Here is a 19,419-nt window from a genome sequence, read left to right on the forward strand (position 1 = left end):
GCCCAGATGCTCGTCTATCTCCACGGACTCCATAGCTCGAGCCAGTCCATCAAGGGCCAACGCCTCAAGCGACGCCTGGCACCCTTCGAGGTGCGCGCCATCGATTATCCGGCACACAGCCCCGATGCGGCCGTCGAGCAGTTGAGTGCCTTCTTCGCGGGATTGGGCGCGGCGCGGCCCGCCGTCGTTGGCAGCTCGATGGGCGGCTTTTACGGCCAATACCTGGCGCGACGCTTCGCACTATCGCATCTGTTCATGATCAATCCAGCCCTGACGCCCTGGACCCTGACATCGGTCGGTCTAGCGCCCTCGATCCTTGAGCAGACCCGCGCTTACGGCATCGAGAATCCCTGCGACGGGATCCCGACGACGGTCTTCCTGAATACCGGTGACGAGGTGATCGACTACCGCATCGCCGAGCGACGCTACGCCCGGTGCGGGCGCCTCTTCATCTGGGAGGGGGGCGACCACGCCTTCCAGCAGATGGAGGAGGCGATCGCGATCATCCGCACCCATCTGCAGCGCGAGGAGCAGAGCGGGCGCGACGGGAACGCTGTGGCTCAAGCGCCGCCAGGCGAGTGAAAGAGCGTTGCGACGATGCGGTAGCCCGCCACATAGGTGCCAATCCCGGCGCCCAAACTGCTGAGCAGGAAGACGACGAACACCCTGGACACCCGATTGCGCCACCATCCCCTCAAGGTCGCGACATCGGCCCGCAACCGGCTGAAATCGCCGACGCTCGGCTTACGCAGGTAGAGTTCGACCGCACCCGTCACCATGCCGGCCCCGATGGTGGGATTCAGGGTCGTGAGCGGTGCGGCAATGAAGGCCGAAACCACCGTGAGCGGGTGTCCGCCAGCGAGCAGCGTCCCAATAGCCGAGAGACCACCGGTAATGAGGATCCAAGCGGTCAGCAGATCCAGCCCGATCTCGGGTCCCATGGCGAACCCATAACCGAAACCGGCCAAAATGAGGCCGAGCAGGCCCCAACCCAGGATCTTCGGCCACTTGCTCGGCGGCGGGATCTCCTCGAGAGCCGCGATGACAGCGGCGGGATCCCTCCCGTCGCGCTCCAAATCCTGGACCATGCCTTTAAGGTGCCCGACACCGATCACGACCAAGACGCGCCGAACACCGAGACGCGCGGCTTCGCGCCGAAGCTTGGCCGCCATGTAGTGGTCACGCTCCTCGATCAAGGGGATATAGAGATCCCGGCGGTCGGCGGCGAACTCGGCAAAGGTGGTCTCCAGCACATCTCCTTCCTTGAGGCGCTCGATCTCGTCTTCCGTCACCTCATCAGAGTTCACCATGGCCGCGAGCAAGCCAGCGAAGAGCCCATAACGCTTCCACCAGCCGAGATTCGCCGAGATCCTCTTGAGGGTGATGCCGATCTCCCGGTCGATCAACATGATCGGCAGATCACGCTCCTTGGCCAGACGCAGGGCGGCACGCTGCTCGGCACCTGGCTCGATGCCGAACTGATCGGCCAGGCGCTGCTGGTAGGCGGACAGGGCCAGATTCGCGACCACCATGTAGACGCGGTTCTGTCGGATGACGGAGAAGAGGTCTAGCTGCGAGAGCGACTTCGGGTCCATCAGCGCACTGAAGCGGCTACGGCACAGCTCGACGGCGACGGCGTCATACTCGCCGGTCTGGATCAGCTTGCGGACCTGCTCGGCACTCGCGCGGGAGACATGTGCGGTGCCAAGGAGCGTGACCTCGACGCCCGCGTCCAGGACCATGTCAACTTGGGGTTCTAGCGGCTCGACCATGGGCTATCGTCACTGGCCAGAGTGGACAAAAGAGCGGCATCATACCTCAGGGCCGGACGGGTTTCCCGCCTGTCATCGCAGAAATGCCAGGCGGCGTACCCGCCTTGGGGCAGGCGTCCAGGTGCCTTATCATCTGCAGCCCATTCATCCCTGACGGCAAGGACAAGACCATGGATTCATCGCTCGACGGCCCCAAGTCACGACCGCTGCCCGGGCGCACTGGGAGGCTCATGGCGCTCGTGGCACTGGCCGCTATCGCCGGCTGCAGCCCGGTCAAGAAGGACAAGATGGCCGTCACCCTGCAGAACGCAACCAATGCCTACCAATCCGCGCTCAGATGGGGCTACTTCGAGAATGCCTTCGGCTTTGTCGATCCCGCAAAGCGTCAGGACAAGGACATGCCAGAGGCGCTGGAGGACATCAGACTAACGGGCTACGACGTCGTGCAAGCGCCCGTGATGAAAGAGGACTCCAACACGGCGCTCCAGATCGTGAAGATCGAGTACCTCCATCAGGACAGACAGGTCGTCAAGACACTGACGGATCGCCAGCTCTGGCGCTACGATGAAGCGGAGAAAAAGTGGTGGCTGGAGTCGGGTCTACCCAAATTCGAGTAGACAGCACCAGACGCACCATCGCTTGACCTCAAGGCATACCCGCGAAGAGCGCGCCAAGCCGGTCGAGCTCGAGCTGGCGATCGGGCGTCAGGTTGGCGCGGGTCGCCCGCAGGGCATGCCAGGCGTGCCCCGCCTCCCCGACCTGGCCGTCCGCCAAGAGATCCTTGACGCGCCTGAGTTCGGCCGCGAACGGATCCCCATCCATGGCATCCACCACGACGAGATCGACATCAGACGTCACCTCTGGCGCCTGCTGGACCGATCGGTCGCAAGCGGTCAGCGCCAAAACCAAACAGAAGAGCGGTGCGACGCGAGGCATCCGAAACCTCAGCCATCGCCCGCGTGCGTCGGATCCGACAGGAGCCCCATGGACAATCTGCTTGCCATCTTTCTGATTCTCGTCTTGAGCTGGTTTTGGCTGGACAGCCTGCGCGCACGCGAGATCGCAACGGCCATCTGCCAGGCGGCGTGCAAGCAACGCAGCCTTCAATTCCTCGATCAGGCCGTGGCTCTGCGCCGCCTGGGCCTGTCCTGGCGCACCGAAGGAATGCGCATTCGACGGGTCTATCGGTTCGACTTCAGCGAGGAGGGCACCGGGCGACGCAACGGCTACGTCGTGATGCGCGGATTGAATCTGGAGGAGTTGAGCTTCGGTCTGCCCACACAAACGCGTGACGCCTGAATCAAAGGCCCAATGAGAGGGCGACTACTTCACGACCTTGAGAGTTGGACCTCGCCCCTTGCCCTTGCCCTTATCGCGTGGCGCTGTCGGGCTCGGGCCGCCGCCGGCCTCGCCGGAGGCGTCGGCAATCGGCTTGAGCCTGGGGGCTGGCGCGGCATCCACGCCGGCAGGTTCCACGTCAGGGTAGCGCGGCTCGGGAAACACCATGCCCTGCCCGTTCTCGCGCGTGAAAATGCCGATCGCGGCCTCGCTCGGGACCATGACCTCCCGCGCCGAGCCGCTGAAACGCGCGTTGAACTGGATCCAATCGTTACCGATGACCAAGCCCTTGACCGCACTCGGCGAGATATTGAGCACGATCCGCCCGTCGTCGACGAACTCCATGGGCACCAGCGCCCCCGGAAACGCCGCGTCCACGACCAAGTGCGGTGTCATCTGGTTGTCCAGAATCCAGTCGTAGATCGCCCGGATCAGATAGGGCTTGCTGGAGGTCATGCTGTCGGCGTCGTCGATCATCAGGCAGCGTCCGCGATCATCTCCTTCTCTGCCTCGGTCAGGCTTTGGCGGAAGGCATCCCAAGTGAAAATACGCTTCATGTAGACGCGGATCGCGTCCGCCTGCGACGGCAGCTCCACACCCAGCACGGGCAAACGCCACAGCAGAGGTGCGACACAGCAGTCGACCAGGGAGAACTCCTCGCTCATGAAGAACGGATGCGCCGAGAAGACCGGCGCGGTCACCGTCAGGCTCTCGCGCAGCTCCTTGCGGGCTTGCTCGACCTCCTTGCCCTCACCCTTGAGGATGCGCCCCATGAGCGTGTACCAATCGCGGTCGACCCGGTACATGAACAGCCGCGCGCTCGCACGCGAGACCGGGTCGACGGGCAGCAGGGGCGGATGCGGAAAGCGCTCGTCGAGATATTCCATGATGATGCGCGATTCGTAGAGGCGCAGATCCCGGTCGACGAAAGTCGGAACAGTCCCATAGGGATTGAAATCCATGACCTCATCGGGGAGCGCGTCGGCATCGACGTCGACCACGTCCACGGCGATACCCTTCTCCGCGAGCACCATCCTGACGCGATGGCAATAGGGGCAAACGGGATCGGAAAATAGGGTCATCAGTGCTCGTCTGCTTGCGGCCTCTGCCATTTTTCCCTTCTCCAGCGCTAAGGCGGAGCCCGGCAGGGCTCTTTACAAAGAAATCAGGCCGACTCGATCCAAGCCGACATCCGAGTGTCCGCGGTGTCCTCGACCCTAATTGGATCTCGTTCGAGGTACCGGTGCTCGCTCTGCCCCGCCCAAGGGACCGGGGGGGCCGTGCACGCCACTTATTGAGCTGTCAAGTATACGCGCTGACGGACGCCTTCACGGGCGTTTTTATCTGAACGGCAACCATCGCGCCATGGGAAAGACGCGACTGCATGCCGATCGCGGTCGCTGAGCGCGCGGGATCTCAAAACACGACCCGGACCGCCGGAGCCAATCAGGGCCGTCAAGGTGGGACGATCGCCCCCGAGGGGGCGATCGGTGTCCGATCAATGGACGTCTTTCCAGAACTCTTTCTTGAGCAGGTAGGCAAAGATGAAGAGCACGCCCAGGAACAGCAGGACGTACATACCCAAGCGCTCCCGCTGGAGCTTGAAGGGCTCGCCCGCGTAGGTCAGGAAGGCCGTGATGTCGCGCACCATGGTGTCGTACTCCTTGGGAGAGAGCGACCCCTGTTCGACCAGTTTGACACCCTCGATCTCCGGCGTCGCACCTGGCTCCTCCGGCGGCTCCATCTCGGCCTCTTGCTTACCCTGGAGATCGCCCAGCACGTGGGGCATTCCGACCAGCGGGAAGACCACGTTGTTCACGCCGTAAGGACGGGTGTCGTCCTGGTAGAAGCTCTTCAGATAGGTGTAGACCCAATCCGGAGAGCGCCAGCGCGTCACCAGCGTGAGGTCAGGCACGGCGGTGCCGAACCACTTCAGGGCATCATCCGCGCGCATGGCGTTCGTCATCAGATCGCCTGGCTTGGCATCACCGAAGAGCAGGTTCTGCCGCAGGCTGACCTCGTCGATACCGAGATCCGCCGCCATGCGGTTGTAGCGCATGTACTGGAGCGAATGGCAGCCCATGCAGTAGTTGACGTAATACTTGGCGCCGCGCTGCAGGGACGCCTGATCCCGCAGATCGATATCCGCGTGCTCCAGGTGCGCCGTCTCGGAAGCCAGCAGCGCGACCGGCGCCAGGAGCAGAAGGGTGGCAAGGATCAGCTTTCTCATGAGGTCACCCTCTCCGGAACGGGCTTGGTCTTGTCCAAGGCGCTATAGATCGGCATCAGCAGGAAGTAGGCGAAGTAAAGCCCCGTGAAGATGCGTGAGAGGAGCGTGGAGAGATCGGACGCCGGCTGCATGCCGAGCCACGCCAGAACCACGAAGGAAACGGCGAAGATTCCGGTCGCCCACTTGAAGATCGGCCCCTTATAACGCATGGACTTCACAGGACTGCGATCGAGCCAGGGCAGCACGAAGAGGATCAGGATCGCTGCGAACATGACGACGACGCCCGGGAACTGCGAATCCCACATCGGCGGGACGGCACGCAACATGGCGTAGAAGGGCGTGAAATACCAGACCGGTGCGATGTGCGCAGGCGTCTGCATGGGGTTGGCGGGCTGGAAGTTGGGCGCCTCCAGGAAGATACCGCCGAAGGTGGGCATGAAGAACATCACGGCACTGAAGAGCGCCAGGAAGACCACGACCCCCATGAGATCCTTGACCGTGTAGTAGGGGTGGAAGGGAATGCCATCGGCGGGAGCCTTATCGCTCCAGCGATTGCCCTTTGGCCCCTGCTTGATCTCGATGCCGTCCGGGTTGTTCGAGCCGACATGGTGCAAAGCCACGATGTGGACGAAGACCAGCCCGACGAGGAGGAAGGGCAGCAGGAAGTGGAAGGCGAAGAAGCGGTTCAGCGTCGCGTCCGAGATGACGTAGTCACCACGCACCCAGACCGACAGATCCTCACCCACGCCAGGGACGGCCGCGAAGAGGTTGACGATGACCTGCGCGCCCCAGTAGGACATCTGGCCCCAGGGAAGCAGATAGCCGAAGAAGGCGGTCGCCATCATGACGAGGTAGATGACCACACCGATGATCCACAACAACTCGCGTGGCTTGCGGTAGGAGCCCCACAGCAAGGCGCGGAACATGTGCATGTAGATGACGATGAAGAAGGCCGACGCACCCGTGGAATGCATGTAGCGGATCAGCCAACCCCAGTCGACATCACGCATGATGTACTCGACGGAGGCGAAAGCCAGCGTGGCGTCCGGCTTATAGTTCATCGCCAGCCAAATCCCGGTGAGGATCTGCAGGACCAGCGTGAGAATCGCCAAGGAGCCAAAGAAGGACCAGAAATTCAGGTTCTTCGGTGCGTAATACTCGGAGAGATGGGCGCGCCAGGTCTCCGTCAGCGGAAATCGCTTGTCGATCCAATTGAGGTTTTCGGTCTTTTCAGCACTCATCAGGCCGCTCCTCGATCTTCACCGACCAGAATGGTGGTGTCGTTAAGGTAGGTGTGCTTCGGGATCACCAGATTGGTGGGCGCCGGGACACCTTTGAACACCCGAGCCGCGAGATCGAACTTCGATCCATGGCAGGGACAGAAGAAGCCGCCCTTCCACTGCTCGCCGAGATCCTCGGGAGCGAACTCTGGCCGGTACGTCGGCGAGCACCCGAGGTGGGTGCAGATGCCGATGGCCACCAGATACTCCGGCTTGATCGAACGCGTGGGGTTCTGGCAATACTCAGGCTGCTGAGCGACGGTCGAACTGGGATCGACCAGTCTTGGATCATTGCTCGACAGCGCCTCGAGCATCTCGGGCGTGCGATACACGACCCAGATGGGCTTCCCGCGCCATTTGACGCGCAGCAGGGCGCCTGGCTCCAGTTTACTGACGTCCGCCTCGACCGGCGCACCTGCGGCTCGAGCGCGAGCGCTCGGGTTCATGGATGCAACGAACGGGACGAGGGTGTATCCGGCACCAATGGCACCGACCACGCTGGTCGCGGCAACGAGCACTCGTCGCCTCATTTTGTTCACGCCTTGCGCGCTCATAGGCCAATATCCCCCGGCTGTTGCGAGCACTGCCAGGCCTTCCAGGCAAGCACCCCACGCAGCTTGGATGAAACATTCAAGTGGAAAATTTAAGAATATGACGATTGACTATAAAATCGACCGCGCATTCTCTTCGATACGAACGAGAGAGGTCAAGGAAAAAGCCGAAAAACAGTAGGTTTAGCAACTGCGCCACCACCCTCGTCACGCCGGATTGTCGATCTCAATGAACTCGTGCCGGACCCCGAAGGCAGCGGCAAGATGATTGCCAAGCGCCTGAACGCCATAGCGTTCTGTCGCGTGATGACCGGCAGCCAGATAACAGAGACCAAGCTCTCGCGCCTCATGGGTGGTCTGCTCGGAAAGCTCGCCACTCAGGAAGGCATCGACCCCTAACTCGGCCGCCTGCTGGATGTACCCCTGCCCGCCACCGGTGCACCAGGCCACCCGCTCGATACGCGGGAGCGGATGCCCGACCAACACGGGGGGGCGCCCGAGCCGATGCGCGACCTGCTGCGCAAACTGCTCAGCGGATGCGGGGGCCGGGAGACGACCGACCCACAGAAGACCCTTGCCAAGCGCAGATGGTTCCGCACCCAGGAACCCGAGACGGGCGCCCAGGGTTGCGTTATTGCCGACCTCGGGATGCGCGTCCAGCGGGAGATGATAGGCAATCAGGCTCACGCCCGCCCTGAGAATTGTCTTTGCGCGCTGACCCTTGATCCCGACAAGACAAGGATTCTCGCCCTTCCAGAACCAGCCGTGGTGAACCAGGATGGCATCGGCCTGCACGCCGATCGCGGCCTCGATGAGGGCAGCACTCGCGGTGACGCCGGAGACGAGGCGGCGGATGGGCCTGTCGCCTTCGACCTGGAGGCCGTTCGGCGCATAGTCGCTGAAGCTCGAGGCATCGAGAAAACGATCGCAATACTCGATCAGTGCACGGGGCTCGATCATGCTCCAACTGCCTCCGCTGAGTTGAGGTCAAACAGAAAACCAGGCCAACCATCGACCCCAACCCGCTCTACGCGGATGGACGACAGGACGGCGATCACCTTCGAATGGAAAACGCCGCAGCTTAGTCAAATGCGCAAAACGGGTCCAATATCGCTCACGAACGCGGTCTTGCCCGCCGCCAGCCTCGGGCCAGTAGCCGCCGACAACGGCGCGGCGGCCAAGGCGGCCAGAGGCATGCCATCACCGAGGAACGCACGCCGAGCGACGACGCAAGCGCATGATGTCGAGCGCAAAAAAAAGCCCGGCGGGGAGCCGGGCTGGAAACGTCTCATGATGAGAGAGACGAGGAGGACTCGGTAGAAACTTTTGGACGCGCGAGGGGCCGTTATTCAGCCTCCAGGACGCATCGCTCGAAATCAGTGCATGAACAAACCGCCATTGACCGGAAGGTTGGCCCCGGTCATGTAGCCGGCCTCATCGCTCGCAAGGAAGGCAATGGCTGCCGCGATCTCATCGGGCCGAGCCATCCGGCGCATCGGGATGCCGCCGATAATGCTGTTGCGAACCGTATCATCCATCGCCAGGGTCATGGCAGTCTCGACATAGCCAGGCGAGATGGTGTTGACGGTAACACCCTTGGAGGCGCCCTCTTGCGCCAGCGCCATGGTGAAGCCGTGCATACCCGCCTTGGCGGCGGAGTAGTTCGCCTGGCCGAACTGGCCACGCTGCCCATTGACGGAGGAGATGTTGATGATCCGCCCGTAGCCGCGCTCGAGCATGCCTTCCCAGACCTGCCGCGTCACGTTGAAGACACTGTTCAGGTTGACGTTGATGACGGCCTCCCATTGGGCCGATTCCATCTTCTTGAAGGTCTTGTCGCGCGTGATGCCGGCGCAGTTGACCAAGATGTCGACCGGGCCGAATTGGTCGGTGATCTCCTTGATCATGCGCGCGCTGTCCTCGAACGAAGACACGTCGGCGGCGATGGTCGCGATCTCATAACCTTCGGCGGCACGCGCCTTCTTCCACTCTTCCGCGGCGGCGGCCTCAGTGGGGTGATGGTTCGCCACGACGCTGCAGCCATCCTTCGCGAGACGGGTGCAGATTGCAGTACCGATACCGCCGATACCACCAGTGACGAGAGCAATGCGTGCCATAGGACTCCTCCAAACTGAGAGATTCGTTGATCTTGTTTTGCAAGCGGACCTTACAACCAAACTGAGGAACCTGTGAAGCCTTGCCCCCCATTTGTCATGACGTCCGTCAACGACAGAGCCATGACGAATGGCAGTCCCTCCCTGGACCGCCGGGCAGTTGATTACCGATCAGGCCGTCGCGACGTTCTTGCGCAGGTCAGCGTTGACTTCGTTCAGGTTCTTTTCGAACCAGGCGCGGTAGTCGTCACGGGCTTCGCTGGCGATCTGCATGGTGGACTTGCTCTCCGCCATGACGCGCTCGCTCAGATCCTTGGTCGCATCGACCTGGCCCTTGAACAGCTCGTTGTAGCCCTTGGACTCGGTGGCAATCTTCATGACGCGCATGGCGTGATCCATGTACAGGGTCATGGCGTCCATCTGACGCGCAGCCATCTTCTCGAAGATGCGGACGTTCAGCTCGCCCAGGCTGGTCATACGCTCGACGTTCTTGCTGGTCAGGTCGTTGATGGCCTTCATGCTATCTGTGTTGTTCATGGTGTCGTCTCCGAAGGTTTGTTGTGCAGTGCAGCAATGTTGCATTGCACAATAAACATCCGCGCCACCCGGGTCAACAGTCATTTTCTCAATCTTCACTATTGGGAAAACCAGCAGCGCTCAGACGGGCCCCTTGTCCTGCTTCTTGCGCTCGCCCCCGAGCTGAAAGCCGGCGGCACGCATGAATTCCTCCTGCATATCCGCCCAGATCTCAACGTTCTTTTGCGTCATCCGCGTCATGGCCTCGAAGGGGTTGTCGCCAAGCGTCTTGGTCATATCCTGCTGCTGCTTGGCGAAGAGATCGAGCGAGGACTCCAGATAGCGAGCGAACATCCCTTGCAGGGTTCCGCCGTAGAAGCGAATGATTTGGGCGAGCATCGAGGCACTGAAGAGCGGCTCTCCACCGGTTTCCTCTTCAAGCATGATCTGGAGCAGGATGGAGCGGGTGATATCGCTTTCATTGGCCGTGTCGACGACCTTGAAGCTGGTGCAATCCATCACGAGGTTGCGGACGTCCGCGAGGGTGATGTAACGGCTCACCTCTGTGTCATAGAGGCGGCGATTGGGGTATTTCTTGATGATGCGGTCGCTGTTCATTCAGCACCTGAGCTACCGACGTTGTCGTCCGGCCAGTGTACCCGACACTCGCCGCCGCGCCTCGCCGACTTCGCTCGGCGAGGCGCGACCTGACCCAAGGATCCGGGCGGGCTCCGCGCCTCGCCCGAGGGCCTCAGAGACGCTCGACCGCCAACGCCACGCCCTGGCCGCCGCCGATGCAGAGGGTTGCGAGACCCTTCTTCGCATCGCGCTTCTGCATCTCATAGAGGAGGGTGACCAGCACACGCGCACCAGAGGCACCGATCGGGTGGCCGATGGCGATAGCTCCGCCATTGACGTTTACCTTGCTGAGATCCCAGCCCATCTCCTGATTGACGGACATCGCCTGAGCGGCAAAGGCCTCATTGGCCTCGACAAGGTCCAGATCAGCCGGGGCCCAGCCGGCCTTCTTCAGACAATCGGTCGAAGCCGGGATAGGTCCGGTGCCCATGATGGCCGGATCCACGCCCGCGCTCGAGAACGCGACCAGGCGCGCCATGGGCGTCAAACCCAGTTCCTTGGCCTTGGATTCCTTCATCACCACGACCATGGCCGCGCCGTCGTTGATCCCGGAGGCGTTGCCGGCGGTCACAGTGCCTTGCTTGTCGAAGGCGGGGCGCAGCCTGCCGAGCGTTTCGGCCGTGGTGCCCGGACGCGGAAACTCGTCGGTGTCGAACACCAGGGGATCGCCCTTGCGCTGCGGGATGCTCACCGGGATGATCTCGTCGGCAAAGCGTCCGGATTGGATGGCGGCCTCCGCCTTCTGCTGGGACGCCGCGGCGAACGCATCCTGCGCCTCGCGGGTGAAGGCGTACTTCTTCGCGATGTTCTCCGCCGTGACACCCATGTGGCACTGATTGAAGGCATCCCAGAGGCCGTCGACGATCATGGTGTCCTTCATCGGCCAGTCGCCCATGCGCTGCCCCTCGCGCGAGCGCGGCAGGACGTGCGACGACTGACTCATGCTCTCTTGACCACCGGCGATCACGATCTCCGCATCGCCACAGGCAACCGCCTGCATGGCCAGATGGACCGCCTTGAGCCCACTGCCGCAGACCTTGTTGATGGTCATCGCCGGGACCGTGTGCGGCAGCCCCGCCATCAAGGTGGTCTGACGCGCCGGATTCTGACCGCAGCCCGCGGTCAGCACCTGCCCCAGAATAACTTCGCTGACCTGCTCGGGGGCGATTCCGGTCCGCTCGATCAGGGCCTTGAGCACGGTCGTGCCGATATCGGTCGCCTGGAGGGCCGAGAGTGCGCCGCCGAAGGTTCCGATCGCGGTCCGACCCGCATCGACGATAACGATAGTGTCGCTCATGGTGTGGATGTCCTCTCTTAGACGATGGAATCGCCCTTTGCACAGGGCTTGTTGTGTGCGGATTCTACGCACCTTTGTTGCAGTGCACAAATCCGCGTGCTAACTTTTGCCAAATATCATCCCGAGGAGGCAAATGCATGAGCAACGATAGCTTTTTCAACAACGACTGGCTGGAACTTCAACGCAAGTACTGGGACAGCTGGTCCGAGATGGGCCGCAAGGCGATGGGGCTCGAGAACCAGCAGACGCTGACCACGCCCTGGGAGGGCGCGCTCGACCATTGGTGGAAGGCCATGTCACCGGCCACGCCCGACTTCTCCAAGACCTTCATGGAAAAGATGATGGAGCAGGGCAAGAACTTCTTCCGCATGGCGGAGACCTTCGCCAACACACCCGAGGATACGACCGCCACCAATGGTCTCACCTGGTGGACCAAGGCCCTCGAGGACATGCAGAAGCAGTTCAGCGGCTCGCTCGACGACGGCGGCAACAGCATGCAACGCATGATGTCCTTCTGGGAACTGCCGATCGACAACTGGCAGCGCATGATGTCCTCCATGTCCCCCATGCCGGGCGACATGCTGCGCAACATGCCGCACGAGCAGCTCAAGGACCGGTTCGACCGCGCCCTCTCCGCCCCTGGCCTGGGCTACACGCGCGAGGAGCAGAGCCAGTACCAGGAGCTGACGCGCACCGCCATGGACTATCAGGCGGCCTTGCAGGAGTACACCGGCTTCTACAGCCAGCTGGGCATGAAGTCGGTCGAGCGCATGGGCGACTTCATTCAAGGCGTGATCGACAGCGGCAAGAGCATCGACTCGGCACGCACCCTCTATGACAACTGGATCAGCTGCTGCGAGACCGTCTACGCCGCCGAGGTCGCGACCCCGGAGTACGCCCAGATCCACGGGCGCCTGGTCAACGCGCAGATGGCGCTGAAACGGCGCATGGCCATCATGGTGGACGAAAACCTCGGCGCCATGAACATGCCCACCCGCAGCGAGCTGCGCACCTTGCAGGACCGACTCCAAGAGACGCGCCGCGACAACAAACAACTCCACCGCGCCCTCCATGCGCTGGAAAAGCAGGTCGCCGCACTGAGCGGCAAGACCCCAACGACCGCACTCAAGGCACCGGCACCCGCCACCAAAGCGACCGAGAAGCCGGCGACACGCGCGACCACCAGGCGCAAGACCGCCGCCAAGCCGACCGGCGGCACCGCGGATGACTGAGCGCCTTCCGACGCCTAAAACCATGTGCAGCGCCACGAAAAGACTACTGCGAGGATAGAGAACATGCTTCCCATCGACATTCGCCCGGACAAGCTCGCGCAGGAAATGCTCGACTACACCAGCAAACTGGGACAGGGCATGGAGAACCTGCTCAATGCGGACGCCATCGACACCGGAGTCAGCCCCAAGGAGGCCGTCTACAGCGAGGACAAGCTCGTCCTCTACCGCTACGACACCCCGGCCGGCGTCACCCCCCAGAAGACGCCGCTCCTGATCGTCTACGCCCTGGTGAACCGGCCCTATATGACCGACATCCAGGAAGACCGCTCCACCATCAAGGGCCTGCTCGCAACCGGCCAGGATGTCTATCTGATCGACTGGGGCTATCCGGACCAGGCCGATAGCGCCCTCACGCTGGACGACTACATCAACGGCTACATCGACAGCTGCGTCGACTATCTTTGCGAGACCCATGAAGTCGACCAGGTGAACATCCTCGGCATCTGCCAGGGCGGCGCCTTCAGCCTCATGTATGCCTCCCTGCACCCGGACAAGGTCAAGAACCTGGTCACCATGGTCACCCCCGTGGACTTCAAGACCCCGGGCAATCTGCTGTCGGCCTGGGTGCAGAACGTCGACATCGACTTGGCCGTGGACACCATGGGCAACATCCCCGGCGAGTTGCTGAACTGGACCTTCCTCTCGCTCAAACCCTTCAGCCTCACCGGCCAGAAGTACGTCAACATGGTTGACATGCTGGACGACCCGGACAAGGTCAAGAACTTCCTGCGCATGGAAAAGTGGATCTTCGACAGCCCTGACCAGGCAGGCGAAACCTTCCGCCAGTTCACCAAGGACTTCTACCAGAAGAACGGCTTCATCAACGGCGGCGTCAAGCTTGGCGGAAAAGAGATCGACCTCAAGAACGTCGACTGCCCGGTGCTGAACATCTACGCCCTGCAGGACCACCTGGTGCCACCGGACGCCTCCAAGGCCCTCAAGCCCCTGGTCGGCAGCAAGGACTATACGGAGCTGGCGTTCCCCGGCGGCCACATCGGCATCTACGTCAGCGGCAAGGCCCAGAAAGAAGTCACGCCGGCGATCGGCAAGTGGCTGAACGAGCGGTCGTGATCTAGCGGCCAGCGGCCAGCTTGATGGCGGCTGGCCGCTGGAACGCTAGTCCTGGATGTAGAAATGACGCCACCCGGTCCCAGTCGCTCGGATCAGCAGATCGAAGAGCGCGGGGGTCGGCGTGGCTTCGTCCGGAAAGATCTCTTCGATCTGAATGAAGAGGCGGCCGAAGCCGCCCTGTTGCTTCCAGTCCCACAGCCACGGCGGCCGAGTCTCGCGGCACGTCGGACAGGTCACCCCCGCGTGCGGATGCGAGGCCCAGTGAGCCCGACGCTCGCGCCAATCAAGTAAGCGCGCACGGCAACCGACGCAGCGTGGCGCACGGGTGTTGCGGCCCGCGAGCAGGTAGGGATGCTCTCGCACCGGCGGAACCTGGATATGGCAAAAGGGCGCCCCCGCATCCGGCTCCGAGCGAATCCTGACCGCGCATCCGGCAAAGGTCAGCAAGCTGAGAAAGCCTGGCCCAATGGCGTAGGCTGCTACCTCCCCCTGCGCCAGACGCTCACCGATGAACCCCTTTTCCGCCAGCATCTCGACCAGCAGCACCCTTTGGGGGCTGGCATGAGGATCGAGCGTGGTGAGCACCAGCCGGCCCGTGTGATTGGGAGCGACGCGGCGGGCGAGATCCAGCCCGCCCGAGGTCGCGGACACCTTCGGCAGCAACGGGGGCTCAGCCGTCATGGGACATGTGCTGGAAATCGAAGCTCAGCTCGGGCTGAGGCAGCTGCAGATAGTTGCCTTGTATGAAGTCCGGGCGGCAGGTCCAGACACGCGACACCGTGGCCTGGTCGTCGATCCCGGCCGCGATGACCGCCACACCCCTCGCCTGCAGGGCCTGAACGATCTCGGTCAGCTGGATCCGATCCGCGTTGCGAATCGTCTGGAAGGCAAGTTTCGCGAGGGTCGCGCCGATGCGCGCAAGCAAGGAGATCTCTTCCCGGATGCCGGTGACATTGGCGACACAGACCTGGATCCCGTATTTGCGCAGACGCTCGATGAACACCTTTGCCTCGGCGCGGTTCTGTCGGACATCGGCCATCTGCAGCTCGAGCACGGGGTAGATCTGCGTCAGATTGCGTTTGATGATCTGGTCCCTGAACCAGGGGAACCACTCGGGCGCCGCCAGCGTCATGACGTTCTGGTGGACCAGGAGGCGCAAACGTGGATGCGCGACGCGTTCGGCATGCATGACCTCGAAGGCGCGCCTGAGCACCCAGCGGTCGATCCTTGGCATCATCTCGGCGCGCTCGGCGACGGACAGGAATTCCGCGGGTGGCATCTGCTCGCCATCCAGCGTCTTCATGCGAATCTGCGCCTCGTAGAGCTCGTCCTCCTGCTGATTGAGCGAGAGGATCGGCTGGAAGAACAGCAGAAAGCCGTCTTGCGCCAACGCGGTGCTCACCAGACGCTTGATGACCGACTCCGCTTCCGGGGCACCATTCTGCCGGCTGGCCGCAGACCAGACGTGCGCCTGGTTTCCGCCCGCCGATTTGGCGCCCGCGGCGGCCTTTTCCGCGCGCGACACCATGGCGAAGGCGTCGTCGGCCGGCGGGTCGAAGAGACCGACGCCGACGCTGACGCTGACCTCCAACTTGATGTCTCTGTCCTGCGGCTTGAGGCCGGAGAGCTGTTGACAGAGGGTGCTGGCGAGCGCCTCGAGCTTGGACAGGGTCTCCCGCTTGGCCAGCAGACCGTAGCGGAAATCGTCCATGCGGGTCGCGCTCTCCTCGGGTGTCATCGTCTTGCTGAGCAGCGACTCCAGCTCACGCAGCAACTTCTCGGTCGCCGTCAAACCCAAGGCGTTCAGGATGCCCTGCGAGCCGTCGACGTCGATGATCACCAGCCCATGAACACCGCCCTGAGCCTCGCGGGCACGCGTGATCTGCTCGAGGTGGCGCATGAAGACGTCGCGCGGAAGGAAGCCGCCGGCCGTCTCGCGCCGATTGACCAGGGTGCGGCGGTCCTGCAGCCAGCGCGACATGCGCATGCGGTATTCGACGGCGGCGATGAGCGCCTCCCGGCTCACCGGCTTCTTGATGAAACCGTCGCCGCCCGCCTTGAGCGCCGCCAGCTGCTTGTCGAGGTCGGCTTCCTGGGACAGGAAGAGGATCGGAATCCCGTAGAAGTCGTCGTGATCGCGAATGATCGTGGTCAGCTCCGACCCCGTCGCCCCGGGCAAATAGAGATCCATCAGCACCAGGTTCGGGCGGAAGGCCTGCATACGCGCCAGGATCTTCATGGGGTCATCGACCACCAAGGTCTCCATCCCGATCGTCGCGAGCAGCGAGGCGATCTTCTTCGCGTGCGACGCATCCTGCTCAAGAATCAGGATACGGTAGCGCACCGTCTCGACGATGCCACACATCCTGAGGACGCGGCTCGCCAATCGCTTCACGGAAATGGGCGGGACCAGATAGCTGGCGGCCCCGGCGCGCAGGGCGGCAAGCCGTTGCTCCATGCGGTCTTCGCCGCTGCCTGCGCGCGCGATGCAGATCGCACGCGGATGGAACGCCTCGCCACCGTACAGCGTACCCAGGAACGCCGCGAGCCCGCCCTCCACCGAGACCGCCGCCGCATCGAGGATGACGACCTCTGGCGCCAGGCGGCGCAGCTCCTGAGCGAGCGCGGACGCACTGCCGAGTTGAACGAGCTGGACGGATTTCGGCTCAACGAGCGCCGTCAGATCCCTCATCAACCCCTGATCTGATCCGAGATAAAGGACGCGACTGCCCGTTGCTGCATTGCTCATAGGTTCCATGTCCTGTTAAGCCTGGTCTGGTTCGGAACGTCGCGCGCGGTCGTTGTGAAACGCCCGCTCCGGTCTCGTAATTCTGTCACGCCGGGTTTTCTATTGAAATCGCCGCGTCCTTTCGCTAGCTTCGAGCCTAGCCATACTGCTGGGGGTGTCCGTGACGACCCGCTCGGCTTGGATTTTCGGCGCTGGGCGCTCAGACGTCCAGCCGCTATCCCTGCCGAGAGTTTCGCGTCTCGGGCTGAGAAAAGACCCTTCGAACCTGATCCGGATCATGCTGGCGCAGGAAAGCAGGCAAGACAGAGGCCATGCCGTCGCGCAACCGCTCGTCGGAAAGCCCGCGGCATTCGCCGTCGTCCCACCTGCCCCCATCCGCCCGCGCCCGCCAGGCCATCGAGGCGCCCCGCAGCCGTATCCAAGCTGAGTCCATCAGGCGCGTGCAGCGCCCCGCAACAGCCTCCAGGAGCACCGATGAGCGCCATCCCACACGAATTCGTCCTCAAGACCGCCGAGCTCTCAGAGGAGGTGACACAGCCCTTCCCGAGCTCACGCAAGATCTACGTGACCGGTTCGCGACCCGATCTGCGCGTCCCCATGCGCGAGGTGACCCTGACGCCGACCCAGACCAACCTGGAGGCCGAGGAAAACCCGCCGATCATGATCTATGACACCTCCGGACCCTACACGGACCCCGACGCACGCATCGACCTACTGAGCGGACTGGCGCCGGTCCGGGAGACCTGGATCGAGGAGCGCGGCGACACCGAGCTGCTCAGCGGTCCGAGCTCGGCCTTTGGGCGCAGACGCCAGGCGGATCCCAGCCTTGCCCACCTGCGTTTCGAGCACCTCCGCACCCCGCGCCGCGCCAAGGCGGGCTGCAACGTCACCCAGATGCACTATGCGCGCAGAGGGATCGTCACGCCCGAGATGGAATACGTCGCCATCCGCGAGAACATGCGGCTCGATGCGCTGCGTGCCGATCCGCGCTACGCCAAGCTCCTGCGCCAGCATCCCGGTCAGGATTTCGCCTCCGGCATGCCGGAGACCATCACCGCGGAATTCGTGCGTGAGGAGATCGCCCGCGGGCGCGCCATCATTCCGGCCAACATCAACCACCCCGAGCTCGAACCCATGATCATCGGGCGCAACTTCCGGGTGAAGATCAACACCAACATCGGCAACTCCGCCCTCACCTCCTCGATCGAGGAAGAGGTCGAGAAAATGGTCTGGTCCGCACGCTGGGGCGGCGACACCCTGATGGACCTCTCCACCGGCAAGAACATCCACGAGACCCGCGAGTGGATCCTGCGCAACGCCCCCATGCCCATCGGCACGGTGCCCATCTATCAGGCGCTGGAGAAGGTCGACGGCAAGCCCGAGGAACTCACCTGGGAGCTGATGCGCGACACCCTCATCGAGCAGGCCGAACAAGGCGTCGACTACTTCACCATCCACGCCGGCGTGTTGCTGCGCTATGTGCCGCTGACCGCGGACCGACTGACCGGCATCGTCTCGCGCGGCGGTTCCATCCTCGCCAAGTGGTGCCTAGCCCACCATCAGGAGAACTTCCTCTACACCCACTTCGCCGAGATCTGCGAGATCATGAAGGCCTACGACGTCGCCTTCAGCTTGGGTGATGGCCTGCGCCCCGGCTCGCTGGCCGACGCCAACGACCGCGCACAGTTCGCCGAGCTCGAGACCCTGGGCGAGCTGACCCGGTTCGCCTGGGAGCATGACGTCCAGGTCATGATCGAAGGCCCCGGCCACGTGCCCATGCAGATGATCCAGGAGAACGTGACCAAGGAGCTGGCCGACTGCGACGAAGCCCCCTTCTACACGCTTGGCCCCCTGGTCACCGACATCGCGCCGGCCTACGACCACATCACCTCGGGCATCGGCGCCGCCAACATCGGCTGGTACGGCACCGCCATGCTCTGCTACGTGACGCCCAAGGAGCACCTGGGGCTCCCCGACAAGCAGGACGTACGCGACGGCATCGTCACCTACAAGATCGCCGCCCACGCCGCCGACCTCGCCAAGGGGCTTCCAGGCGCGCAGATCCGCGACAACGCCCTCTCCAAGGCCCGCTTCGAGTTCCGCTGGGAAGACCAGTTCAACCTCTCGCTCGACCCCGATCGCGCCCGCGAGTACCACGACCAGACCATGCCGCACGCCTCGCACAAGGTCGCCCACTTCTGCTCCATGTGCGGCCCGCACTTCTGCTCCATGAAGATCACCCAGGACGTGCGCGACTATGCCGAGGCGAACCGCATCGCAGACATCGAGGTCGCCGTCGAGGAAGGCATGAAGGAGAAGGCACGGGAGTTCAGAGACGAAGGGGCGGCCATTTACAAGGCCGTCTGATCGCTTGAGGCGGGCTGTCGGCTCGGCGCCTGACGGATCCGACCGGTCGCCACCGGACTCGCGAAGCACAGCTTCGCCACCAGGCAACCGCGTGGGAGCGCCGCCCCGGCGCGACCTGCACCGCTCCGGCGAACCCGATCGCGGCGGGGCGCCGCTCCCATCATGACCGGCAAGAACGACTCACCCAGTCTCAGCTTCGTCAC

The 19,419-nt window shown here is 63.1% G+C and carries 20 protein-coding genes and 1 riboswitch; of the genes, 6 read left to right on the top strand and 14 right to left on the bottom strand.

Features of this window, described 5'->3' with window-relative positions:
* The first annotated feature begins 6 nt into the window (after positions 1-6).
* Positions 7-582, top strand: a complete 576-nt coding sequence (locus CKO23_RS09030) for a YqiA/YcfP family alpha/beta fold hydrolase (RefSeq protein WP_200330212.1) — start codon at positions 7-9, stop codon at positions 580-582.
* Here CKO23_RS09030 and CKO23_RS09035 read toward each other — a convergent pair.
* On the bottom strand, positions 561-1,772 hold the full coding sequence (locus CKO23_RS09035; RefSeq protein WP_200330214.1) for a TraB/GumN family protein: 1,212 nt from the start codon (positions 1,770-1,772) through the stop codon (positions 561-563). The genes CKO23_RS09030 and CKO23_RS09035 overlap by 22 nt on opposite strands.
* Positions 1,773-1,942: 170 nt before the next feature.
* Between CKO23_RS09035 and CKO23_RS09040 the strand changes: the two genes are divergently transcribed.
* Positions 1,943-2,389 carry a hypothetical protein gene (locus CKO23_RS09040; RefSeq protein WP_242482319.1) on the top strand — a complete coding sequence of 149 codons (447 nt, stop codon included), beginning with the start codon at positions 1,943-1,945 and terminating at the stop codon, positions 2,387-2,389.
* A gap of 28 nt (positions 2,390-2,417) precedes the next feature.
* Here CKO23_RS09040 and CKO23_RS09045 read toward each other — a convergent pair whose 3' ends face one another.
* On the bottom strand, positions 2,418-2,708 hold the full coding sequence (locus tag CKO23_RS09045; protein ID WP_200330216.1) for a hypothetical protein: 291 nt from the start codon (positions 2,706-2,708) through the stop codon (positions 2,418-2,420).
* A 48-nt stretch (positions 2,709-2,756) separates the two neighbouring features.
* Between CKO23_RS09045 and CKO23_RS09050 the strand changes: the two genes are divergently transcribed.
* Entirely contained in the window at positions 2,757-3,071 is a 315-nt protein-coding gene (locus CKO23_RS09050) for a DUF3301 domain-containing protein (protein ID WP_200330218.1), read from the top strand.
* Between the two features lie 24 nt (positions 3,072-3,095).
* On the opposite strand, the gene CKO23_RS09055 is transcribed toward CKO23_RS09050, so the two are convergent.
* The 10 genes from CKO23_RS09055 to CKO23_RS09100 all read right to left on the bottom strand — a co-directional run bounded on the left by CKO23_RS09055 (position 3,096) and on the right by CKO23_RS09100 (position 11,737).
* Positions 3,096-3,587 (bottom strand): ClpXP protease specificity-enhancing factor, encoded by a 492-nt coding sequence (locus tag CKO23_RS09055; RefSeq protein ID WP_200330220.1) that lies wholly within the window; start codon positions 3,585-3,587, stop codon positions 3,096-3,098.
* Positions 3,587-4,222, bottom strand: coding sequence for a glutathione S-transferase N-terminal domain-containing protein (locus CKO23_RS09060; protein ID WP_200330222.1), 636 nt, complete (start codon positions 4,220-4,222; stop codon positions 3,587-3,589). Before CKO23_RS09060 ends, CKO23_RS09055 begins: the two co-directional genes overlap by 1 nt.
* A gap of 386 nt (positions 4,223-4,608) precedes the next feature.
* Positions 4,609-5,340, bottom strand: a complete 732-nt coding sequence (locus CKO23_RS09065) for a cytochrome c1 (protein WP_200330223.1) — start codon at positions 5,338-5,340, stop codon at positions 4,609-4,611.
* Positions 5,337-6,581 (bottom strand): cytochrome b, encoded by a 1,245-nt coding sequence (locus CKO23_RS09070; RefSeq protein ID WP_200330225.1) that lies wholly within the window; start codon positions 6,579-6,581, stop codon positions 5,337-5,339. Before CKO23_RS09070 ends, CKO23_RS09065 begins: the two co-directional genes overlap by 4 nt.
* A complete protein-coding gene (petA, locus tag CKO23_RS09075) occupies positions 6,581-7,174 on the bottom strand; it encodes a ubiquinol-cytochrome c reductase iron-sulfur subunit (protein WP_200330227.1) in 594 nt (197 codons plus the stop codon). Before petA ends, CKO23_RS09070 begins: the two co-directional genes overlap by 1 nt.
* A gap of 204 nt (positions 7,175-7,378) precedes the next feature.
* Positions 7,379-8,131 carry a Nif3-like dinuclear metal center hexameric protein gene (locus CKO23_RS09080; RefSeq protein ID WP_200330229.1) on the bottom strand — a complete coding sequence of 251 codons (753 nt, stop codon included), beginning with the start codon at positions 8,129-8,131 and terminating at the stop codon, positions 7,379-7,381.
* Positions 8,132-8,547: 416 nt separating this feature from the next.
* Entirely contained in the window at positions 8,548-9,288 is a 741-nt protein-coding gene (gene phbB / locus CKO23_RS09085; protein ID WP_200330231.1) for an acetoacetyl-CoA reductase, read from the bottom strand.
* Positions 9,289-9,456: 168 nt separating this feature from the next.
* Positions 9,457-9,822: a phasin family protein gene (locus tag CKO23_RS09090; RefSeq protein WP_200330233.1), complete on the bottom strand. Its 366-nt coding sequence runs from the start codon at positions 9,820-9,822 to the stop codon at positions 9,457-9,459.
* A gap of 120 nt (positions 9,823-9,942) precedes the next feature.
* Positions 9,943-10,419: a polyhydroxyalkanoate synthesis repressor PhaR gene (gene phaR, locus CKO23_RS09095; protein ID WP_200330235.1), complete on the bottom strand. Its 477-nt coding sequence runs from the start codon at positions 10,417-10,419 to the stop codon at positions 9,943-9,945.
* A gap of 133 nt (positions 10,420-10,552) precedes the next feature.
* Positions 10,553-11,737, bottom strand: a complete 1,185-nt coding sequence (locus tag CKO23_RS09100) for an acetyl-CoA C-acetyltransferase (protein ID WP_200330237.1) — start codon at positions 11,735-11,737, stop codon at positions 10,553-10,555.
* A 137-nt stretch (positions 11,738-11,874) separates the two neighbouring features.
* Here CKO23_RS09100 and phaE point away from each other — a divergent pair, with 137 nt between their 5' ends.
* Both phaE and CKO23_RS09110 read left to right on the top strand, forming a co-directional pair.
* Positions 11,875-12,969, top strand: coding sequence for a class III poly(R)-hydroxyalkanoic acid synthase subunit PhaE (gene phaE, locus CKO23_RS09105; protein ID WP_200330239.1), 1,095 nt, complete (start codon positions 11,875-11,877; stop codon positions 12,967-12,969).
* 63 nt (positions 12,970-13,032) lie between these two features.
* Positions 13,033-14,100 (top strand): class III poly(R)-hydroxyalkanoic acid synthase subunit PhaC, encoded by a 1,068-nt coding sequence (locus CKO23_RS09110; protein ID WP_200330241.1) that lies wholly within the window; start codon positions 13,033-13,035, stop codon positions 14,098-14,100.
* Between the two features lie 45 nt (positions 14,101-14,145).
* Here CKO23_RS09110 and CKO23_RS09115 read toward each other — a convergent pair whose 3' ends face one another.
* Positions 14,146-14,781 (bottom strand): hypothetical protein, encoded by a 636-nt coding sequence (locus CKO23_RS09115; RefSeq protein ID WP_242482320.1) that lies wholly within the window; start codon positions 14,779-14,781, stop codon positions 14,146-14,148.
* Positions 14,771-16,849, bottom strand: a complete 2,079-nt coding sequence (locus CKO23_RS09120; protein ID WP_242482321.1) for a bifunctional diguanylate cyclase/phosphodiesterase — start codon at positions 16,847-16,849, stop codon at positions 14,771-14,773. Before CKO23_RS09120 ends, CKO23_RS09115 begins: the two co-directional genes overlap by 11 nt.
* 140 nt (positions 16,850-16,989) lie before the next feature.
* Positions 16,990-17,158: riboswitch (TPP riboswitch) on the top strand.
* 165 nt (positions 17,159-17,323) lie between these two features.
* On the opposite strand from CKO23_RS09120, the gene thiC reads away from it, so the two are divergent.
* Positions 17,324-19,216, top strand: coding sequence for a phosphomethylpyrimidine synthase ThiC (gene thiC, locus CKO23_RS09125; protein WP_200330245.1), 1,893 nt, complete (start codon positions 17,324-17,326; stop codon positions 19,214-19,216).
* Positions 19,217-19,419: the final 203 nt, after the last annotated feature.

Origin of the sequence: Thiocystis violacea, from assembly GCF_016583565.1 — a bacterium.
GTDB lineage: Bacteria > Pseudomonadota > Gammaproteobacteria > Chromatiales > Chromatiaceae > Thiorhodococcus > Thiorhodococcus violaceus_A.

Coding starts and splice junctions, on each gene's coding strand:
- CKO23_RS09065 (WP_200330223.1), bottom strand. CDS start 5,340: ATGAGAAAGCTGATCCTTGCCACCCTTCTGCTCCTGGCGCCGGTCGCG.
- CKO23_RS09050 (WP_200330218.1), top strand. CDS start 2,757: ATGGACAATCTGCTTGCCATCTTTCTGATTCTCGTCTTGAGCTGGTTT.
- petA (WP_200330227.1), bottom strand. CDS start 7,174: ATGAGCGCGCAAGGCGTGAACAAAATGAGGCGACGAGTGCTCGTTGCC.
- CKO23_RS09080 (WP_200330229.1), bottom strand. CDS start 8,131: ATGATCGAGCCCCGTGCACTGATCGAGTATTGCGATCGTTTTCTCGAT.
- CKO23_RS09090 (WP_200330233.1), bottom strand. CDS start 9,822: ATGAACAACACAGATAGCATGAAGGCCATCAACGACCTGACCAGCAAG.
- CKO23_RS09060 (WP_200330222.1), bottom strand. CDS start 4,222: ATGGCAGAGGCCGCAAGCAGACGAGCACTGATGACCCTATTTTCCGAT.
- CKO23_RS09100 (WP_200330237.1), bottom strand. CDS start 11,737: ATGAGCGACACTATCGTTATCGTCGATGCGGGTCGGACCGCGATCGGA.
- phaE (WP_200330239.1), top strand. CDS start 11,875: ATGAGCAACGATAGCTTTTTCAACAACGACTGGCTGGAACTTCAACGC.
- CKO23_RS09115 (WP_242482320.1), bottom strand. CDS start 14,781: ATGACGGCTGAGCCCCCGTTGCTGCCGAAGGTGTCCGCGACCTCGGGC.
- CKO23_RS09110 (WP_200330241.1), top strand. CDS start 13,033: ATGCTTCCCATCGACATTCGCCCGGACAAGCTCGCGCAGGAAATGCTC.
- thiC (WP_200330245.1), top strand. CDS start 17,324: ATGAGCGCCATCCCACACGAATTCGTCCTCAAGACCGCCGAGCTCTCA.
- CKO23_RS09035 (WP_200330214.1), bottom strand. CDS start 1,772: ATGGTCGAGCCGCTAGAACCCCAAGTTGACATGGTCCTGGACGCGGGC.
- CKO23_RS09055 (WP_200330220.1), bottom strand. CDS start 3,587: ATGATCGACGACGCCGACAGCATGACCTCCAGCAAGCCCTATCTGATC.
- phbB (WP_200330231.1), bottom strand. CDS start 9,288: ATGGCACGCATTGCTCTCGTCACTGGTGGTATCGGCGGTATCGGTACT.
- phaR (WP_200330235.1), bottom strand. CDS start 10,419: ATGAACAGCGACCGCATCATCAAGAAATACCCCAATCGCCGCCTCTAT.
- CKO23_RS09120 (WP_242482321.1), bottom strand. CDS start 16,849: ATGAGCAATGCAGCAACGGGCAGTCGCGTCCTTTATCTCGGATCAGAT.
- CKO23_RS09070 (WP_200330225.1), bottom strand. CDS start 6,581: ATGAGTGCTGAAAAGACCGAAAACCTCAATTGGATCGACAAGCGATTT.
- CKO23_RS09040 (WP_242482319.1), top strand. CDS start 1,943: ATGGATTCATCGCTCGACGGCCCCAAGTCACGACCGCTGCCCGGGCGC.
- CKO23_RS09030 (WP_200330212.1), top strand. CDS start 7: ATGCTCGTCTATCTCCACGGACTCCATAGCTCGAGCCAGTCCATCAAG.
- CKO23_RS09045 (WP_200330216.1), bottom strand. CDS start 2,708: ATGCCTCGCGTCGCACCGCTCTTCTGTTTGGTTTTGGCGCTGACCGCT.